This window comes from Actinotalea lenta (assembly GCF_030586465.1).
In the GTDB taxonomy this organism is placed as follows: Bacteria; Actinomycetota; Actinomycetes; order Actinomycetales; family Cellulomonadaceae; genus Actinotalea; species Actinotalea lenta.
In genome coordinates this window covers 755,324-772,216 of record NZ_JAUQYP010000001.1, presented here as the reverse complement: position 1 = coordinate 772,216, position 16,893 = coordinate 755,324, and the positions used below count along the sequence as shown (strand labels likewise).

At 74.0% G+C, this 16,893-nt stretch carries 18 protein-coding genes and 1 tRNA gene; 8 read left to right on the top strand and 11 right to left on the bottom strand.

Annotation, left to right across the window (positions count from 1 at the left end):
* Positions 1 to 23: 23 nt before the first annotated feature.
* From Q6348_RS03555 to Q6348_RS03530, 6 genes are all read right to left on the bottom strand, one after another.
* The gene (locus tag Q6348_RS03555; RefSeq protein WP_304599946.1) at positions 24 to 800 is read right to left on the bottom strand and encodes an energy-coupling factor ABC transporter ATP-binding protein; all 777 of its coding nucleotides are present in this window, start codon (positions 798 to 800) and stop codon (positions 24 to 26) included.
* Complete coding sequence (gene cbiQ, locus Q6348_RS03550; protein WP_304599945.1) at positions 797 to 1,561, bottom strand: cobalt ECF transporter T component CbiQ; 765 nt, start codon at positions 1,559 to 1,561, stop codon at positions 797 to 799. The genes Q6348_RS03555 and cbiQ overlap by 4 nt, the downstream gene beginning before the upstream one ends.
* Before the next feature lies 1 nt (position 1,562).
* Positions 1,563 to 2,561 (bottom strand): energy-coupling factor ABC transporter permease, encoded by a 999-nt coding sequence (locus tag Q6348_RS03545; protein WP_304599944.1) that lies wholly within the window; start codon positions 2,559 to 2,561, stop codon positions 1,563 to 1,565.
* A gap of 81 nt (positions 2,562 to 2,642) precedes the next feature.
* On the bottom strand, positions 2,643 to 3,113 hold the full coding sequence (locus Q6348_RS03540; RefSeq protein WP_304599943.1) for a Fur family transcriptional regulator: 471 nt from the start codon (positions 3,111 to 3,113) through the stop codon (positions 2,643 to 2,645).
* 1 nt (position 3,114) lies between these two features.
* A complete protein-coding gene (gene dcd / locus Q6348_RS03535) occupies positions 3,115 to 3,690 on the bottom strand; it encodes a dCTP deaminase (RefSeq protein ID WP_304601902.1) in 576 nt (191 codons plus the stop codon).
* 72 nt (positions 3,691 to 3,762) lie between these two features.
* Positions 3,763 to 4,500: an SDR family oxidoreductase gene (locus tag Q6348_RS03530; protein ID WP_304599942.1), complete on the bottom strand. Its 738-nt coding sequence runs from the start codon at positions 4,498 to 4,500 to the stop codon at positions 3,763 to 3,765.
* A 170-nt stretch (positions 4,501 to 4,670) separates the two neighbouring features.
* On the opposite strand from Q6348_RS03530, the gene Q6348_RS03525 reads away from it, so the two are divergent.
* The 3 genes from Q6348_RS03525 (at position 4,671) to Q6348_RS03515 (ending at position 7,052) form a co-directional block, all read left to right on the top strand.
* The gene (locus Q6348_RS03525) at positions 4,671 to 4,958 is read left to right on the top strand and encodes a GNAT family N-acetyltransferase (protein WP_304599941.1); all 288 of its coding nucleotides are present in this window, start codon (positions 4,671 to 4,673) and stop codon (positions 4,956 to 4,958) included.
* Positions 4,959 to 5,599: 641 nt separating this feature from the next.
* Positions 5,600 to 5,673, top strand: a tRNA-Gly gene (locus tag Q6348_RS03520).
* Positions 5,674 to 6,371: 698 nt separating this feature from the next.
* Positions 6,372 to 7,052 (top strand): hypothetical protein, encoded by a 681-nt coding sequence (locus Q6348_RS03515; RefSeq protein ID WP_304599940.1) that lies wholly within the window; start codon positions 6,372 to 6,374, stop codon positions 7,050 to 7,052.
* Positions 7,053 to 7,659: 607 nt separating this feature from the next.
* Here Q6348_RS03515 and Q6348_RS03510 read toward each other — a convergent pair.
* Positions 7,660 to 8,181, bottom strand: coding sequence for a DinB family protein (locus tag Q6348_RS03510; RefSeq protein ID WP_304599939.1), 522 nt, complete (start codon positions 8,179 to 8,181; stop codon positions 7,660 to 7,662).
* A gap of 122 nt (positions 8,182 to 8,303) precedes the next feature.
* Here Q6348_RS03510 and Q6348_RS03505 point away from each other — a divergent pair, with 122 nt between their 5' ends.
* Positions 8,304 to 8,900, top strand: coding sequence for a TetR/AcrR family transcriptional regulator (locus Q6348_RS03505; protein WP_304599938.1), 597 nt, complete (start codon positions 8,304 to 8,306; stop codon positions 8,898 to 8,900).
* A 20-nt stretch (positions 8,901 to 8,920) separates the two neighbouring features.
* On the opposite strand, the gene Q6348_RS03500 is transcribed toward Q6348_RS03505, so the two are convergent.
* Together Q6348_RS03500 and Q6348_RS03495 are read right to left on the bottom strand one after the other, a co-directional pair.
* Complete coding sequence (locus Q6348_RS03500) at positions 8,921 to 10,855, bottom strand: NHL domain-containing thioredoxin family protein (protein WP_304599937.1); 1,935 nt, start codon at positions 10,853 to 10,855, stop codon at positions 8,921 to 8,923.
* 35 nt (positions 10,856 to 10,890) lie between these two features.
* Positions 10,891 to 11,124 carry a hypothetical protein gene (locus Q6348_RS03495; RefSeq protein ID WP_304599936.1) on the bottom strand — a complete coding sequence of 78 codons (234 nt, stop codon included), beginning with the start codon at positions 11,122 to 11,124 and terminating at the stop codon, positions 10,891 to 10,893.
* 186 nt (positions 11,125 to 11,310) lie between these two features.
* Here Q6348_RS03495 and Q6348_RS03490 point away from each other — a divergent pair, with 186 nt between their 5' ends.
* The 4 genes from Q6348_RS03490 (at position 11,311) to Q6348_RS03475 (ending at position 14,282) form a co-directional block, all read left to right on the top strand.
* Positions 11,311 to 12,144 (top strand): DUF4397 domain-containing protein, encoded by an 834-nt coding sequence (locus Q6348_RS03490; protein WP_304599935.1) that lies wholly within the window; start codon positions 11,311 to 11,313, stop codon positions 12,142 to 12,144.
* A gap of 62 nt (positions 12,145 to 12,206) precedes the next feature.
* Complete coding sequence (locus Q6348_RS03485; protein WP_304599934.1) at positions 12,207 to 12,893, top strand: class F sortase; 687 nt, start codon at positions 12,207 to 12,209, stop codon at positions 12,891 to 12,893.
* A 65-nt stretch (positions 12,894 to 12,958) separates the two neighbouring features.
* Positions 12,959 to 13,516 (top strand): RNA polymerase sigma factor, encoded by a 558-nt coding sequence (locus Q6348_RS03480; protein ID WP_434062023.1) that lies wholly within the window; start codon positions 12,959 to 12,961, stop codon positions 13,514 to 13,516.
* Positions 13,497 to 14,282 (top strand): anti-sigma factor, encoded by a 786-nt coding sequence (locus tag Q6348_RS03475; protein WP_304599932.1) that lies wholly within the window; start codon positions 13,497 to 13,499, stop codon positions 14,280 to 14,282. Before Q6348_RS03480 ends, Q6348_RS03475 begins: the two co-directional genes overlap by 20 nt.
* A 50-nt stretch (positions 14,283 to 14,332) precedes the next feature.
* On the opposite strand, the gene Q6348_RS03470 is transcribed toward Q6348_RS03475, so the two are convergent.
* Together Q6348_RS03470 and Q6348_RS03465 are read right to left on the bottom strand one after the other, a co-directional pair.
* Positions 14,333 to 14,560 carry a DUF6458 family protein gene (locus Q6348_RS03470; RefSeq protein ID WP_304599931.1) on the bottom strand — a complete coding sequence of 76 codons (228 nt, stop codon included), beginning with the start codon at positions 14,558 to 14,560 and terminating at the stop codon, positions 14,333 to 14,335.
* 98 nt (positions 14,561 to 14,658) lie between these two features.
* Positions 14,659 to 16,779: a bifunctional copper resistance protein CopD/cytochrome c oxidase assembly protein gene (locus Q6348_RS03465; RefSeq protein ID WP_304599930.1), complete on the bottom strand. Its 2,121-nt coding sequence runs from the start codon at positions 16,777 to 16,779 to the stop codon at positions 14,659 to 14,661.
* Between the last annotated feature and the right edge of the window lie 114 nt (positions 16,780 to 16,893).

The following is a 16,893-nucleotide window of genomic DNA, read 5'->3' as shown; positions in this document are numbered from 1 at the left end:
CGACCCGCACGATCGCGCCGCGGTCAGCGACGGGCGCCGCGGGCCGGCGGCACGGACCGCGGGTCGAAGCCGTAGGGCAGCTCGAGCCGGTGCGCCGCCATGAGGTCGGCGTCGGCGAGCAGGTCAGCAGTCGGGCCGTCGGCGACCACGGCCCCGTCGTCCAGGACCACCGCGCGCGGGCACAGCTGCAGCGCGAACGGGAGGTCGTGCGTGGCGATCAGGAGCGCTGCGTCGCGCGCGTCCAGGATCTCGCCGAGCTCGCGACGCCCGGCGGGGTCCAGGTTGGAGGTCGGCTCGTCGAGCACGAGCACGTCGGGGCGCATCGCGAGCACGGTGGCGATCGCGACGCGTCGGCGCTGCCCGAAGGACAGGTGGTGCGGCGGACGGTCCGCGTGCCCGACCATCCCGACCGCGTCCAGTGCCTCGGCGACCCGGGCCTCGAGCTCCGCGCCCCGCAGCCCGAGGTTCGCCGGGCCGAAGGCGACGTCGTCGCGCACGGACGGGCTGAAGAGCTGGTCGTCGGGGTCCTGGAACACGAGCTGGACCCGGCGGCGCACCTCCTGGAGCGTCGTGGGTCCCACGCGCAGGTCGCCGACGTCCACCGTCCCGGCCGAGCCCCGCAGGATTCCGTCCAGGTGCAGCGCAAGGGTCGTCTTGCCGGCCCCGTTGGGTCCCAGGAGCGCCACCCGCTCGCCCGGCTCGATCCGCAGGTCGACCGCGCGCAGGGCCCGCCGACCGTCCGGGTAGGTGAAGCTGAGCCCCCGCACGTCCAGCGCGGCCGCCCGCTGGGTCCCGCTCACCCACCCACCCCCACGAGGAGCCGCCCGACGAGCAGGACCAGCAGTGCCGCGGCGGGCAGGCTGAGCGCCGACGCCCACTGGGCCGCGGTCGCAGCCCCGCCCGCGAGCACAGGCATCCGTCCGGCGTACCCGCGGGCGAGCATGGCCTGCTGGACGCGCTCACCACGCTCGTACGTCCGCACGAACCGGGCCCCGACGCCCCCGGCGACCGCGGCGAGCCCGGCGCGACGCCCACCTCGCGCCTCCCGTGCGACCCGGGCGCGGCCCAGCTCCTCGGCGATCACCACGACGTAGCGCAGCATGAAGGAAAGGATCGCCACCAGCACGGCCGGCAGGTGCAGCCGCTCCAGCCCGGCCAGCAGCTCGCGGGCGCCGGTGGTCGCGGCGAGCACGACGGCCGCGAGCACCCCGACGGTGGCCTTGACCAGCAACGTCGCGCCACCCAGCAGGCCGGCCTGCGAGACGGTCACCGGGCCGAGCCGGGTGGTCGGGCCCGCGGCGACGAACGGCATGAGCAGTGCGAACACCACGAAGGGCGCCTCGACGCCCAGCCGACGCAGCACGGCGGCGGCCGGGAGCCGGGACGCGGCCACCACCGCCACCACGAGCGCACCCTGCGCCGCGAGCACGCCCCAGGAGCGGGCAGGTGTCAGCACGACGGTGGCCACCACGAGCACCACGGCGACGATCTTGGTCTGTGCCGGCAGCCGATGGACCGCGCTGCCGGTGGGGATCAGGAGGCCGTCGACGGGGTGCGCCATCTCACTCCGCCGCCCGCGCGGCACGGCCACGCCGGCGCTGGGCGAGGAACGTGAGAAGCAGCCCGACGACGACGGGCACCACCGCCCCGACCATGCCCGCAGCCGCTCCGGACACCCAGGGGTTGGCCAGGCCGTGCACGACGTAGTTCGCCAGGGGGCTGCGGTCCGCGGGGGAGCCGCTCGCTGCGCCGGCGAAGCCGAGCGACGTCGCGATGTACTCCAGTCCGTCGGGATGGGTGCTCGCGGCCAGGCTGACCGCGCTCGCGACGGCCAGGGTGACCGCGCCCCCGATCGCCAGGCCGCGCCGACCCAGCCGGACACGCGTCGGACCGCCGGCGGGCGAGCCCGCGGGCTGCAGGTGCCGACCAAGGTGGACCAGGTCGGGCCGGGTGGCCACGACGGCGCCGAGGACCGCCGCGGTGATGAGGGCCTCCCCGACGCCGATCACCGCGTGCCACCCGACCATCGCCGTCGCCAGCCGACCGATCGGGATGTCCACGGTCCCGCCGATCGCGTACAGGCCGGTGAAGGCCAACGCTGCGGCCGGGACGGACACGAGGCCGCCGAGCGCTGTGGCAGGGACCAGGCTGCGGGCTCGCGGGGGAAGGAAGCGCAGGGCCAGACGCGCCACCAGGTAGCCGACGACCACCCCGACGACCGCCATGGTGATGACGTTGGTGCCCAGGGCGGTGAGGCCACCGTCGGCGAACAGCAGCGCCTGCACGAGGAGCACGGAGGTGATCACCACCGTCGCGGTCCACGGCCCGACCAGCGCCGCGGCGAGCGCGCCGCCGAGCAGGTGCCCGCTGGTCCCGGCACCCACCGGGAAGTTGACCATCTGCGCGGCGAACACGAACGCCGCGGTCAGGCCGGGTAGCGCCGGCCCCGTCTCGGTGATCTCGCGCTCGGCGCGGCGCAGTGCGGTGCCCACCATCGCGACGGCCGCCACCCCGGTCGCGACCGAGGTGGGAACGTCCAGGAACCCGTCGGGTACGTGCATGCGACGATGATGCCGTCTTGCACATGACTTGCAAGAGGACGAGGGTCCCCACAGGTGGACGGCGGACGACGGAGTGGCGACTCAGGTCGCGCGGCACCGTGCGCAACGGCCGACCACCGTGACCTGCACGTGCTCGACCTCGAAACCCTCCGGGACCTGGGCGGCCCACGCGGCCGCCGACGGGCCGTCCAGGTCCCACAGCGACCCGCACACCCGGCAGTACAGGTGAGCGTGCGGCGGGTGGGTCCCCAGGTGGTAGGTGCGCCCGACGTCCGGGACCTGCGTCGCCCAGACCAGCCCGGCCTGCTCGAGCGACTCCAGGGTGCGGTAGACCGTGGTGAGCGCAGTGCCGTCGTCGGCGACCTCCCGGTGCAGGGCCTCGGCGGTCAGGTGGTCACGCTCGGCCATCACCGCGAGCAGGCGCAGGCGAGGGGCGGTGGCCCGCAGGCCGTGGGCGCGCAGCAGGGCGCGCGGGTCGCCGGGGTGCGAGTGCGGCTCGGCGAGCGCGGTGTGCCGGTGCACGTGCGCGCCGGTGCCGTGGAGCTCGGACACCTCAGACCCGGGTGCGGTGGAAGTTCTGGAACGAGCGCGACGCCGTCGGCCCACGCTGGCCCTGGTAGCGCGAGCCGTGGGCGCCCGAGCCGTACGGCTGCTCCGCGGCCGAGGACAGCCGGAAGAAGCACAGCTGGCCGATCTTCATTCCCGGCCACAGCTTGATGGGCAACGTCGCGACGTTGGACAGCTCGAGCGTGACGTGCCCGGTGAACCCGGGGTCGATGAACCCGGCCGTCGAGTGCGTGAGGAGTCCCAGGCGGCCCAGCGAGGACTTGCCCTCGAGCCGGGCCGCGACGTCGTCGGGCAGCGTCACGGCCTCGTAGGTGGACCCGAGCACGAACTCGCCGGGGTGCAAGATGAACGGCTCGTCGCCGTCCGGCTCGACGAGGTGGGTCAGGTCCGGCTGCTCCTGCGCGGGGTCGATGACCGCGTACTTGTGGTTGTCGAAGAGGCGGAAGAACCGGTCCAGGCGCACATCGATGCTGGACGGCTGGATCATCACCGGCTCGTACGGGTCCAGGGTGATGCGCCCGGAGTCGAGCTCGGCCTTGATGTCGCGGTCGGAGAGCAGCACGGGGTCACGGTAGCGGCTGCCGGGGGTCGTGGCCTGCGGCACGTCCTGGGTGCCGCAGACCACGAACCGCACTCAGGGTAGGTCAACCGACATGGGCCACAGCGTCCACAGGGTGCTGCGCAGCCGACGCGGCTGCTCGAGCACGGTGCGCACCTGGAACGCGATGTCCTGCGGCTTGAGGAACTCCTCGAGCGCGGGGTCGCCCTCAGTGCGACCGGCGCCGATCGCGAACTCGGTGCTCACCCCGGCCGGGCACAGTGCGGTGACGCGGATGCCCTCGCGGCGCAGCTCGCGGTCCAGCGCACCCGCCAGGCCGACCTGCCCGTGCTTGGTCGCGGCGTAGACGGCCTCGTTCCCGTCGCCGCGCAGGCCCGCGACGCTGGCCACGATGACGATGTCGCCGCCGCCCTGCTTGCGCATCTGCGGCACGGCCGCGCGCACCGACCACACGGTGCCGGCGAGGTTGACGTCGAGCATGCGTTCGAGGTCGTCGTCGGAGGCGTCCTCGATACCGCCGTACATCCCGATGCCGGCGTTGGCGACCAGCACGTCCAGCCTTCCGAAGCGCTCGACGGCGGCGGCGACGAGCGCGCGGTTGGCCTCGGGGTCGCGCACGTCGGTGGGCACGGCGAGGGCGCGGTCGGGGCCGATCTCCTCCACGAGTGCGGTCAGGCGCTCGGTGCGGCGCGCGGCGAGCACCACGTTGGCGCCCGCCTCCGCGAGCAGCCGAGCAGTCTCGCGCCCGATGCCGGCGCTGGCTCCGGTGATCGCGACGACTGTGCCGGTCAGGTCGTTGGTCGGGTAGGGCATGTCGGCCTCCTGGGGACAGTGCTGTCGGGGCGCGCTGGGATGTGCGCGCTCACATCGACCGTATCTGCCCAGCCGAGGTGTTGGAGGCCAACATCTGCATCGTGGGTGGACGAGTCAGTGACTGACACGCGCTCTGCACCACCGACCTCGCGGGCCGTAGGGTCGGGGGCGTGACTGACGACACCGGTGCCCAGGTCCGCTACGACGAGGAGGCCGGCGGCTACCTGCTGACCGTCGAGGGTCAGCGGGCAGGCGTCGCGGAGGTCGAGCGCCGCGGTGACGTGATGGCGTTCACGCACACCGAGATCGACCCGGATTTCGGGGGCCGCGGGCTGGGCACCGTGCTGGTCTCGCGCGCACTCGCCGACGTGGCCGAGGAGGGCCTGGCGGTGGAGCCGGAGTGCACGTTCGTCGCCGGGTACCTCGAGCGGCACCCCGAGGCGGCGCGGCGCGCCTGAGGGGCACGCGGCGGCACGGGCCAGAGCGGGACCGGCACGGGCGGCCGAGGAACCCGGCCGAGCGGTCGGGACAGCACGAAGGCCCCCGGAGTAAGCGTCCGAGGGCCCCGCGCGACCGTCGGACGGCAGGTCCGCGGACCCGCTCGTCCCGCCCCGGCGTGGCGCCGGTCCGACGTGGGCGTTGCTGCGGCACGCCGTCCGGTGACGACCAGCCTTCCGGTCCGTATGGACATCTGCGGCGCCGGCCGCCGCCCGCCCGAGCGAAGTCGAACGAGCCGTCCACCGTTCTCCGGTCGGCCCAGCAGCTCCACCGCACGCCCACCTGATCTCAGGTCGGCCCCCCGGCGGCGCTGCCGATGGAGAACGTTCTAGACCCCCGGCGCGGCGCACCGCAAGGGTCCCGCAGTCGGCAATCTCCTCCATCGAGGTGATCCACAGTGCTGTCCACAGCTTGCGCACGGCGTGCGGGCGAAGGCGCACATCCCTGTGGACGAAATCTGTGGACACCGGCGATGGGACTCCGCACGGCGGCGCACCGGCTGGGGCCCGTCCGCGGTCCCGTCGCGGACGTCGGTGCGGTGCGTGCTGAATCCACGATGCCAGGTATGATCGACCGCGCACGTCCGCCCCGGTGGACGTCTGCGGGTGTAGTTCAATGGTAGAACTTCAGCTTCCCAAGCTGACAGCGCGGGTTCGATTCCCGTCACCCGCTCCAGTATTTCCCCAGGTCAGAGCGATGTCGACGCTGAAGGCTCGGCCGTCGCGGTCGGCCTGGCCGGCGAAGCGGGGTTCGCGATCTATGGCGGGCACCGGAGGCACTGCCGGGTCGGTCGTCGAGGACGTGTCGACGGCGAAGTCTGAAGCGTTTCCGTCGCTATTCGACGCTCACGCTTCATCCTTCAGGCGGACCCACGCGAGTGAACGGCCCAGCGCTGCGAGGAGCGGGCGCCGGGCCGAGGTCGAGACAGCTGAGGTCGCGAGCGGTCATCGGCACAGCGAAACCTGCCGGGGGTGCGACGACCCGACCCGTTGCCCGGCGGCGGGACCAGCTGCGCGTCGGGGGAGGCGAGCCCGCGATGATCTCGATGCACAAGCTGCTCGCCGGGGACGGCCACCGATACCTGACCCGGCAGGTCACCGCGGGTGACACCGGCCTGCGCGGGCGACACCGGCCTGTCCGCGTCCGAGCCACTCGTCGCCTACTTCGAAGCCACGGGAACCCCTCCCGGCCGCTGGGCCGGCGCCGGCCTCGTCACGATTCCACCTGGGCGCAGGCGGGCGCGCCGTCCACCCGATCTCGGCGCACGGGCAGGTGCGGGGCTGGGTGAGCAGGAGCCCGGACGCGCCGGGCGGACGTCCCTGGCGGCGTCACGCCGGCCCGTGCGATCCTGCGATGTCGGCGCAGGAGGGACGATGCGCGCAGCACGATGGATGGCGGCCGGCACCGCGGTTGCCGCGACGCTGGCCCTCGCCGCGTGTGCCGGCACGGCTGCACCACCCACCCGCCGCGGCACGACCGCCTCCGACACGCCGGCTCCGACCACCACGTCGGCTGCACAGACCCCGGCACGGACCCGGGGGCAGAGCCCGACGACGGCACCCTCGTCCGCCCTCTCCTCCGAGGCCTCATCCGCACCCCGGAGCGCCGGACCCGTCGCGCTGTCCGCGCACGGCGTCGGGGACGTCGCGTGGGACACCCCGGAGGCGACCACGGCGGTCGAGGCCCTTCTGGGGCCGCCGGACTCGATCGAGCCGTTCCCGAGCCAGTGCGGACTCGCCGACGTGGAGCAGCTCAGCTACGGCGGCGTGACGATCAACGTGCTGTCCGACGCGCTGTTCTCCTGGACCGTCACCCAGGCCGAACCGACGCCGACCGGGATCGCGCTGCCGCACGGGATCGCGATCGGCTCGCCATGGTCGGCGGTCACCGCACTGCCCGGGGCCCAGCCCGCAACGACACTGGAGAACTACCAGGTGGCGCAGGTCCAGGTCGGCTCCGAGGCGGACTCGTCGCTGTTCTACTGGGCACCGTCGGACGTGCCGGACAGCCGCGTCGTGCTCGTAGCAGCGCGGCACATCCTGGGCTGCGGCTGACCGCGTTCGCCTGCGCCCATCGCCGCACCCACCGCGGTGTTCACCCCAGCGCCGCGTGTCGGACAGGCCGCGCTCACCGATGCCCCCTACCCTGGGGCACAGCAAAGGCCCCTCGGAGTAAGCGTCCGAGGGGCCTTGCTGTGAATTGCGATCCTGGCGCATCCGGTGTAACCCGAGACGCCGACCCCGCTCTGACGATGCGGTGGACTCCACGCTGCGCAGCGAACCACGAGCACCGAGCCCAGCAACCACAGCCCAACCGGTCCGCACGGACACCTGTGTCGTCATCCACAGCCCGATGAGTTCCCCCACCGAGATGGTCCGCCGGTCTCCGACCGGGCCGGTAGGTCCGGTTCGCCGTTCCTGCCGGGTTGCCCCGACTGGAATCTCCCGGGTCTCCCCGTTCGATCCGGCGATCCGTCCTTGCCGATGACTCAGTTCTAGTCCCGGCTGATCACGGCCCGCAAGGGTTTCTGGAGACCAGTTTCCGACCATGGGTTAGTCACAGCTTCATCCACAAGATGACCAGCGAAAACGTTCAAGATGCACAGGCCTGTGCACGAAAGATGTGCACGACAAGGACCGTCCGCACCGCGTCAGGCCGACGTCACCCGTCCACGTCGTGCAGGTGGTGCACCACGTCGTGCACGAAGTACTGGCCGAGCGTCTCCACGGTGAAGTGCGAACCGTTGCTGCGCAGGCCCACGCGCTGCCACGCGTCGGCCGGGACGGCGGCGAACACCCTGGCGGCCTCGGTCCCGGCCGCTGCGAGCTCGGTACTCACGACGGCCGGCTCCTGCTCGCCGTACCGCTCCTCGAGCGCGGTCGCGTCCTGGTCCCAGTTCTCGAACGTCGGACCATCCCGGTCGAGCATCAGCCGCGCCCTGGCCGCGAACAGCCGATACACGTCCCGCACGTGGCAGGCGTACTCCAGCGGTGACCAGACGTCGGGCCGGGGGCGCCGCCGCACGTCAGCACGGTCCAGGACCGCCTGCCAACGCGGCACCGAGGCGGCCACCGCCCCGGCGATCCCCGGCGCGGCCAAGCCGGCGGCGACGAACCCGCACTCCCCGCACGGGCGCTCGAGCACCCAGGTCCAGTCCTTGGTGTCAGGCACGATCTCGCTCACCGTGCCGAGACTAGGCGACGCGCAACGCCGCGACACCGCCCGGGGCGCCCCGCGGACGGGCCCTCACCGGACCGCCACAAGGTCCGCAGACTTCTCACGGTCGCCGGTGCGACAATAGGGGGGTGCCGAAGATCATCGGTGGCTCACTGCACGAGCACCGGGAGCGCACCCGGATCAAGCTGTTCAGCGCCCTCGCCTCGCTGATGCTCGATCGCGGGTTCGACGCGATCACCCTCGCCGACATCGCCGCGAAGGCCGGCGTCGGGCGCACCGCGGTCTACAACCACTTCGCCGACAAGGAGTCGCTGCTCCTCGCGTACATGACGCACGAGACCCAGGAGTACGTCGCGAGCCTGGAGTCCGCGCTCGAGGGCATCGAGGACCCGGTCGAGCAGCTGCGCACCTACGTCCGCCGCCAGGCACAGCTCAAGCGGGTCTACCGGCTCTCGCCGGGCCCGGACCTGCGCTCGGTGGTCTCGCCGGCCACCCAGGCGCAGCTCCGCTCGCACGCCACGCTGGTGGAGACCGTGCTGCGCCGCATCCTCGAGCAGGGCATGGCCGCCGGGGAGTTCGCACCGCAGCCGCTGGACACCACGGTGTCCCTCGTCAACGCCTGCCTGTCCACCCGCGCCACCGCGGACGGAGACCCGGGCGCGGTCGCCGCGACGGAGGAGTTCGTGCTCCGCGCACTCGGCGCGCAGGTACCCGCGCTGCCGTAGCGCCCGGACCCGGGACGCGCTCAGCCCAGCAACGGCAGCCGCAGCCGGGTCGGGGCCCCGTCGACCACCCGCACCGGCACGCCCCAGTCCTGCTGCGCGAGGTGGCAGGCCGGGAACTCGATCGACGGGTCGTCGTCGCAGGACGCGGCCTGCGCGGTGACGTGCAGCACGCCCTCGGTCACGTCGGGCGACAGGCGCAGGGTCCGGACCAGGTCGGTCGCTTCGCCGACACCGTCGGCGAGCAGCTCGGGCGGGGACGCCGAGACCTGCAGGCGGGTGGACGGTCCGTAGCGGGTGTCCAGCTTCTGGCCCGGGGCGGGCGTGAACGCGACCTCCAGGCGCAGCTCGCCGGGTCCCACCTCGGTGACCGGCCGAGCGGTCCGGCGCGCTCCCACGTCGAGGATCTCGCCGGCCAACCGGGCCGGGAGCCGCACCCGGGTGATCCGGTGCGCGGCGGACTCGACGACCAGGAGGTCGATCGTGCCGTCGTCGTGCGCGTCGACCAGCAGCCCGGACGGCTCGGCCAGGTCGCGCGCGAGCGTGCTGACCGTGTCGGCGCCCGGGTCGTACCGCCGCACCGCCCCGTTGTACGTGTCCGCGACCACGACCGACCCGTCGGGCAGCGCGGCGACGCCCAGCGGGTGCTGGAGCAGCGCGTCGGCCGCCGCCCCGTCGCGGTGCCCGAAGTCGAACAGCCCCTGGCCCACGGCGGTGCGCACGGTGACCGCTGCGCGCTCGGGGGCCAGCCGGCGCAGCGCCGAGACCTCGGAGTCCGCGAGCCAGATGTCGCCGTCCGCACCGATTGCGACGCCGGACGTCTGCGCGAACCACGCCTCGAGGCCGGGGCCGTCGACCAGGCCCTCGTTCATGGTCCCGGCGAGGTGCGTGAGCGACCCCGCCTCTCCGTCGAAGGCCCAGATCGTGTGCGTGCCGGCCATCGCGACGACGAACGCGGCAAGGTCCTGCGACCACGCCACATCCCACGGGGAGGAGAGCCGGACCATGCGCGACGGCCACCGGCCGCCCGGCTCCCACCGCGGCCGGTCGTCGGGATCGCCCGGACCTCCGTCGGGTGCAGGCTGGGGCTCGAGGTTGTCCGGCCCGCCGACCATGAACTGCTCGCCCGTGCCCGCGACGGTGGTGACGTGCCCGTCGGCCAGCCGCACGCCGCGAAGCACGTGGTTGGCGGTGTCCGCGACGAGCACGTCGTACCCCAACCGGGTACGCAGCGCCTCCGGCACGGGGCACAGCCCGTTCGGCTCGGCGAACCGCGCCATCTCCGGGACACCGTCGGCCAGCCCGCGCTCACCGGACCCGATGCGCCGGACGAGGGTCTCGGCGTCCGCGCCGAGCTCGGCGAGCGAGTGGTGCCCGGCGTCGGCCACCAGGACGTTGCCGCTCGGCAGCCGGATCGCCTTGGCGGGGAAGCGCAGGGTGGACGGCTCGACCGGCGGCGGCACGTAGGGACCGTCGCCCCGGTACAGGGTCCCCTTCGCCTCGTGCGCGGCCACGATCTCCGCCACCAGCGCCTCGATCGCGGGACCGTGACCCTCGCCGGCAAGGTGCGCGACGACGTAGCCCTCCGGGTCGATCACGACGAGCGTCGGCCAGGCGCGCGCCGTGTACGCCGACCACGTGACCAGCTCGGGGTCGTCGAGCACCGGGTGGTGCACCTCGTAACGCTCGACGGCCGCCTCGAGCGCGTCGGGGTCCGCCTCGTGCAGGAACTTGGGGCTGTGCACGCCGATCACGACAAGGGCGTCGCCGTACCGGGCCTCGAGGTCGCGCAGCTCGTCCAGGACGTGCAGGCAGTTGATGCAGCAGAACGTCCAGAAGTCCAGGACGACCACACGCCCGCGGAGGTCCGCCAGGTGGAGGTCCCTCCCGCCGGTGTTGAGCCAGCCGCGCCCCACGAGCTCCGACGCGCGGACGCGGGGCAGGCGGGCAGGGTTCACGCGGGCAAGGCTACGACGTGGGGCAGCACCCGGGCTCAGGGCGCCAGGGCGGCGCGGGCGGCGTCGACCGCTTCGGCATAACGGGCGTCGTAGACCCCGTCGACCTCGGGGGCCAGGACCTCGGCCAGCCGGCGCAGGGCCGCCGCCTCGCCGGGGTGCGCGAGCAGCACGGTGTCCGGGCTCGGGCCGCCCTGCCAGCGGTGCACCAGGTCGAACAGCACCAGGATCTCGTCGTGGGTGAGGCGGATCTTGCGTCGGCGGCCGGGCATGCGCCTATGCCATCGGCTGGGCGCAGGCGGCCGGGGGAGGCTCGCCGGGAGCGCCCGGTCCCGGGCCTGGGGAGAACTGGTTGAGGCCGGGTGCATCCGGACGCCTGGGCCCGGCCGTAGTGGGGGTGTCAGCTGTTCCGCGACCGGCGGGGGTCCGTCCCGCCGGCACGACCCAGGAGGACACCGATGCGTACCCGACTCCTCGCCGGCGCCGTCGCCGGCGCGGCCCTCACCCTCTCCGCCGCACTGCCCGCCACCGCCGCCACCGACGGCAAGGCCTCGCTGTCCGTGCTGCACGGCGTGCCCGGCCTGACCGTGGACGTCTACGTCAACGGCGCGCTCACGCTGGACAACTTCGCACCTGGCGACCTCGCCGGACCGCTGTCGCTGGACCCGGGCACCTACACCGTCGCCATCACCGCGTCCGACGCGGCGGACGACAGCTCGCCGGCGATCGGCCCCGTGGACCTGCCGCTCGAGGCGAACATGTCCTACACCGCGGTCGCGCACCTGGACGCGGACGGCAACCCGACCGCGACGCTGTTCACCAACGACACCTCGGCCACCCCGGCCGGTCAGGGGCGGTTGACCGTCCGGCACGTCGCCGCGGCGCCCGCCGTCGATGTGCTCGCCGGGGGCAGCCCGGCGATCACGAACCTCGCCAACCCGGACGAGGCGACGCTCGAGCTGCCGGCCGGGACGGTCTCGGCCGCGGTGGCGGCGACCGGCACCACCGACCCGGTGCTCGGGCCGGCCGACGTGACCGTCTCCGACGGCAAGAACACGATCGTCTACGCCTGGGGCAGCCTGGCCGACGACAACCTGGCCCTGGCCACCCAGACCGTCGACACCGGCATGACCGCGCCCGGCGGCGTGCCCACCGGTGAGCTGGGCCTCGCCGACCAGGGCAGCTCGACCGGCTGGCTCGTGGCCGTGGCGGCGCTGGTCGCCCTGGCCGGTGGCGGTGCGGTGCTGGCGTCCCGACGCCGGGCCACCGCCCCGGTGCGCGCGAACCGCTGATCACCTCCGCGGGTGGGCGCCGTCCGTTCGGCGCCCACCCGCGGTCCCCACCAGGAGGATCGATGAACCCGGCGCGACGCACCGTCCCGCCCATCGTGGCCGCCGCCCTCGCGGTGGCGGTCGTGGTCGCGGTGGCCCTCGGTCCCGCCGGCCGAGACCGGTCGGCGGCTGAAGCCTCGGCCGGGTCCGTCCCATCGACCGCCCTGCCCCCATCGCCCACCGCGGTCGTGACCCCGACGGCGCCGACCCCCGACATCCCGGTCCGCGACGCGACCGCTCCCGCCGCCGCTCTGGCGCCGGCCCCGGTCCACCTCTCGCTGCCGACGATCGACGCCGACCTGCCGGTGGACCCGGTCGGGGTCGCCCAGGACGGGCAGATGGAGATCCCACCCCTGGCCGAGCGTGCCGGCTGGTACCGGTTCGGCCCGGCGCCCGGCTCGGATCGCGGCTCGGCGGTGATCGCGGCGCACGTGGACTCGGACGCGTCGGGCGGCACCGGTCCGTTCGTGCGACTGCACGAGCTGGCGCAGGGGGACGTCGCCCAGGTGGACCTCGCCGACGGCTCGACGCTCAGCTACCGCGTGGACCAGGTGGTCTCCGTGCCCAAGACCGATGTCGCCTGGCCGGACGTGTTCACGCGGCAGGGAGCTCCGCGGCTCGTGCTCGTCACGTGCGGCGGGACGTGGCAGCCCGCCGTGCGGCACTACTCGAACAACGTCATCGCGTACTTGAGCCCGGTCGGGCCGTGAGCGCGCTACCGTACGAGACCACGGGACGCCGGCCGAGGAGGTCCACCCTGACCGACGTGACACGACTGCACCCTCCGTCGTCCTGGGACGACGAGGCGGTGTCGCGCGCCTTCGCCGCAGGCGATGACGACGCGCTGGCGGAGGCCTACCGGCGGTGGGGCGCCCTGGTGCACACCCTCGCGCTGCGCTCCCTGGGGGAACGCGCGGACGCCGAGGACGTCACCCAGCAGGTGTTCGTCAACGCCTGGCGCGGCCGTTCCGGCTTCGACCCCGACCGGGGGCCGCTGCCGGCGTGGCTGACGGGGATCACCCGACGGGCGATCGCCGACGCGGCCGCGCGCCGGGGCCGGGAGCGACGGGACGCAGAGGCCGCCACCGCTACCGTCGAGGTGGCGGCTCCGACCCCGGCACTGACCGACCGGATCGTCGTCGCCGACGAGCTGGCGCGGCTCGGCGAGCCGCAACGCACCATCCTTGCCCTGGCGTTCTGGGAGGACCTCACGCACCCGCAGATCTCCGAGCGGCTCGGGCTGCCGCTCGGGACGGTGAAGAGCCACATCCGGCGCAGCCTGCTGCGCCTGCGTGACCGGTTGGAGGTGGACCGTGCCGCATCTGGAGCCTGACGTGATCGCGCTCGCCGCGCTGGGTGAGCCGCTGGACGACGACGCCCGGTCGCACCTCGAGCAGTGCGCTGCGTGCCGCGCTGAGCTGGACGCCCTCGCGGTGACCGCCGTCCGGGCGCGTGCCGCGGGGCCCGTGACGGAGCAGCTGGTCGAGCCGCCGCCGGCCGTGTGGGACCGCATCGCGGCAGAGCTGGACCTGCCCGAGCACGTGCAACCCGGCCCCGCGCCGCGGGACCCCGGGGCGCACCGCGTGCCGCAGGGCGCCGCCGCGCCCACCCGTCCCCCCGCCGCCACCGGGCCGGCCGGGCGCGACGCGAGGCGCCGGTCGCGACGGCGCGTCGCTCCGGCCTGGTTGGCAGCGGCCGCCGCGGTCGGCGTCGTGCTCGGTGGGGCGGGCACCGCCTGGTGGAACGGACGGTCACCGACCCAGGTGGTGGTCGAGCGCGCGACCCTGGACGCGCTGCCCCAGTGGCCGGAGGCCTCCGGCTCGGCGATGGTGGAACGCTCCTCGGACGGGACACGGCGACTCGTGGTCACGCTCTCCGGCGCGGGGGCCGACAGCGGCTATCACGAGGTGTGGCTCATCGACCCCGAGGTCACCAAGCTCATCAGCCTCGGCGTCCTGCACGGCGACCACGGCAGCTTCCCGCTCCCGGACGGCGTCAACCTGACGCAGTACCCGATCGTCGACGTCTCCGAGGAGCCCTACGACGGGAACCCGGCGCACTCCGGCGACAGCATCGTGCGCGGCGTGCTGGGCACCTGACCGCCGGGCCGGTCGACGCCGGGCGTGTCGACCGGCTCCGGCTGTCGTGCTCAGGCCGGCGGCGGCTCCGTGCCGCGCTCGCGGCGCTCGACCACCTCGCGGTGGCTCGTGTTGGACCGCTGCGCGTTCATGATCAACCCGACGAGGAGGGCGACGAGGCCGGCCCCCATCATGATCCAGCCGATCAGGTCGAGGTTGACGGCGTCCGAGCTCACGTTGACCGCGAACGTCAGGATCGCGCCCACGACGATGAGGAAGATTCCCGCTCCGATACCCATGTGCCCCTCCTGTGCTCGAGCCGCGGACACGCGGCTCCGGACCCCTCCACTGTCACCCGAGAGGCGAGATCTCGCAGGCCGAGGGGTTCGCGACGGGCTCAGCCGTTGCCGGTGGGCGGCTTGTCGTCCCGGTCGGCCAGGGCCGCGAGCCGCGCGTTGTAGGCGTCCAGCTCCGCGTCCCCGTCGCGGTCCGCACGACGGTCCCGGCGCTTGGCGGCGCGCTCGTCGGCCCGGGTCCAGGAGACCGCCAGGATGATGGCCACGGCGAGCATCGGAAGCTCCGAGATCCCCCAGACGACCGCGCCCGCGGTGGCCTGGTCGGCCAGAGCCGACGGGCCCCAGGTCCGGCCGAGCAGGCCGAACCACTCGGGCACGAGCAGCGCGGTGTCCATCGTCAGGGCCACCCCGAAGAACGCGTGCACCGCCATGGTCGCGAACAGCAGCACGAGCCGCATCGGGTGCGCGAGCCGCTTGGGTCCGGGGTCGATGCCGATCAGCCCGTTGATGAACATGTACCCCGCGAGGCTGAAGTGGAGCACCATCCCCAGGTGCCCGACGTAGGTCTCCAAGGCGTACTTGAACAGGTCGGTGAAGTAGAAGACGTACATCGACCCCGCGAAGTTCGCGGCGGCGACCAGCGGGTGCGAGAAGAACGCCGCCCACCGGGAGTGCACGATCACCAGCAACCACTCACGAGGTCCCCGGGAGCCGTCCTGCCTGGCCGGTAAGGCCCGCACCGCGAGCGTCACGGGGCCGGAGACGGCCACGAAGACCGGCACGATGAGCATCAGGGTCATGTGCGCGACCATGTGCGCGCTGAGCAGGAAGTGACCGTAGACCGCGGGGCCGGCGGACGTCGTCCAGAAGAACGTCCCCATCCCGGCCAGCCAGCTGACCGTACGGCCCACGGGCCACCGGTCGCCGCGCGAGGCCAGCCGCCGGACCCAGCGCAGGTAGACGACGGCGCCCGCCAGCGCGGCGAGCGCGAGCAGCAGGTCCCAGCGGAACGAGGTGAGCCACCGGTCGAACGTCGGTGGCGGCGGCAGCGGGTGGCCCGTGACGACCTCGGCCGGGCTCAGGGCGCCCGTCGGGGTCTGCGGCACAGGGGGCTCGGCCGAGGCCAGCGCGACGGCCACCCCGGACACGGCACCCATGAGCACCAGCTCCACGGCGACCAGGCGCCAGAACACCCACGGGGCGCGGCGGGACGCTCCCGCGACGGACGCCCGCGCCGCGAGCGCCTCGACCACCCGGCGACGGTGCAGCCAGCCGACCAGCCCGAGCCCGACCATGATGGTGATCTTCGTGGCCACCAGCCGCCCGTACGCGGTCGTGACGAGCTGACCGAGGTCGGCCATCCGCATCGCCGCGTTGACGGCTCCGGAGATCCCCACGCCGAGGTAGCACCACAGCGCCAGGGTGGAGAACCGGGCGACCGCGGGCGCGAGGTCCCGGCCCAGGCGGCGCGCCACGAAGGCCAGTGCCGCCAGGCCTCCGATCCACAGCGCCGCTCCCAGCAGGTGCAGGAACATCGTCGAGATCGCGAGCTCGTGGTTGGTGTCGCCGGAGGCGTGCCCGGTCTGCGCACGCAGCACCAACGCGACCAGGGCGAGCAGCGCGGTCCACAGCGCGCCGACCGGCGTCGTGACCAGCAGCGCCAGGACGCTGGTCAGCGCGGCGACCACCACGATGCCCAGGCCGATCTTGCCCAGCGAGATCGAGGTGACGTAGACGCCGAGCTCGGGCCCGAAGGACGGGGTGCCCAGCGATCGGCCGGCGATCGCGCCGTAGCCGAGGACGAGGTCGGCGAGCGCGATCACGGTCCAGGCCGCGGCGGCGGCCGCTGCCACCCGGAGCGTCGCGGCGAAGGCGGGGCTGGGCTCGGGGCGTGCGCGCCGCGCGCCGCCCGCGCGCGTGACCCTGCGGGCCCCCCGCCGGCCCGCGGGCCAGGGCAGGACGAACGCAGCGAGCGCGAGCGCGCCGAGGGTCACGGCGCCGGCCAGCTCGGTGAGCACCTCGGCCGTGGGCGCGCCCCACCGGACGAGCGCGCCGGGGTCGAGCAGGTCGATCGTGCCGGAGCGGACCACCAGCGTGCCCAGCACCACACCCAGGACGGCAGCCAGTGCACCGGCGACCAGGCCGGGGCGCACCGGTCGGTGCACGTCGCGCGGTGCGTCGTCGGCGGGGCGGGATGGCGCGCCGCGCGTCGTCGTGGTCACCCCACCAGCGTAGGTGCCGCGGCGCTACGCCCTGGGCGGAATCGGGTGCCGATCGGGACCTCTGACCCTGGACGAGAGCGGCGCTCGCCTCAACTGAACCGTAGGGTGTCTCAG

What these genes read in the sequence shown, in the direction of transcription:
- Q6348_RS03515 (WP_304599940.1), top strand. Translation starts at nt 6,372, where the DNA reads ATGCGCGCAGCACGATGGATGGCGGCCGGCACCGCGGTTGCCGCGACG.
- Q6348_RS03490 (WP_304599935.1), top strand. Translation starts at nt 11,311, where the DNA reads ATGCGTACCCGACTCCTCGCCGGCGCCGTCGCCGGCGCGGCCCTCACC.
- Q6348_RS03545 (WP_304599944.1), bottom strand. Translation starts at nt 2,561, where the DNA reads ATGCACGTACCCGACGGGTTCCTGGACGTTCCCACCTCGGTCGCGACC.
- Q6348_RS03530 (WP_304599942.1), bottom strand. Translation starts at nt 4,500, where the DNA reads ATGCCCTACCCGACCAACGACCTGACCGGCACAGTCGTCGCGATCACC.
- Q6348_RS03470 (WP_304599931.1), bottom strand. Translation starts at nt 14,560, where the DNA reads ATGGGTATCGGAGCGGGAATCTTCCTCATCGTCGTGGGCGCGATCCTG.
- Q6348_RS03485 (WP_304599934.1), top strand. Translation starts at nt 12,207, where the DNA reads ATGAACCCGGCGCGACGCACCGTCCCGCCCATCGTGGCCGCCGCCCTC.
- cbiQ (WP_304599945.1), bottom strand. Translation starts at nt 1,561, where the DNA reads ATGGCGCACCCCGTCGACGGCCTCCTGATCCCCACCGGCAGCGCGGTC.
- Q6348_RS03495 (WP_304599936.1), bottom strand. Translation starts at nt 11,124, where the DNA reads ATGCCCGGCCGCCGACGCAAGATCCGCCTCACCCACGACGAGATCCTG.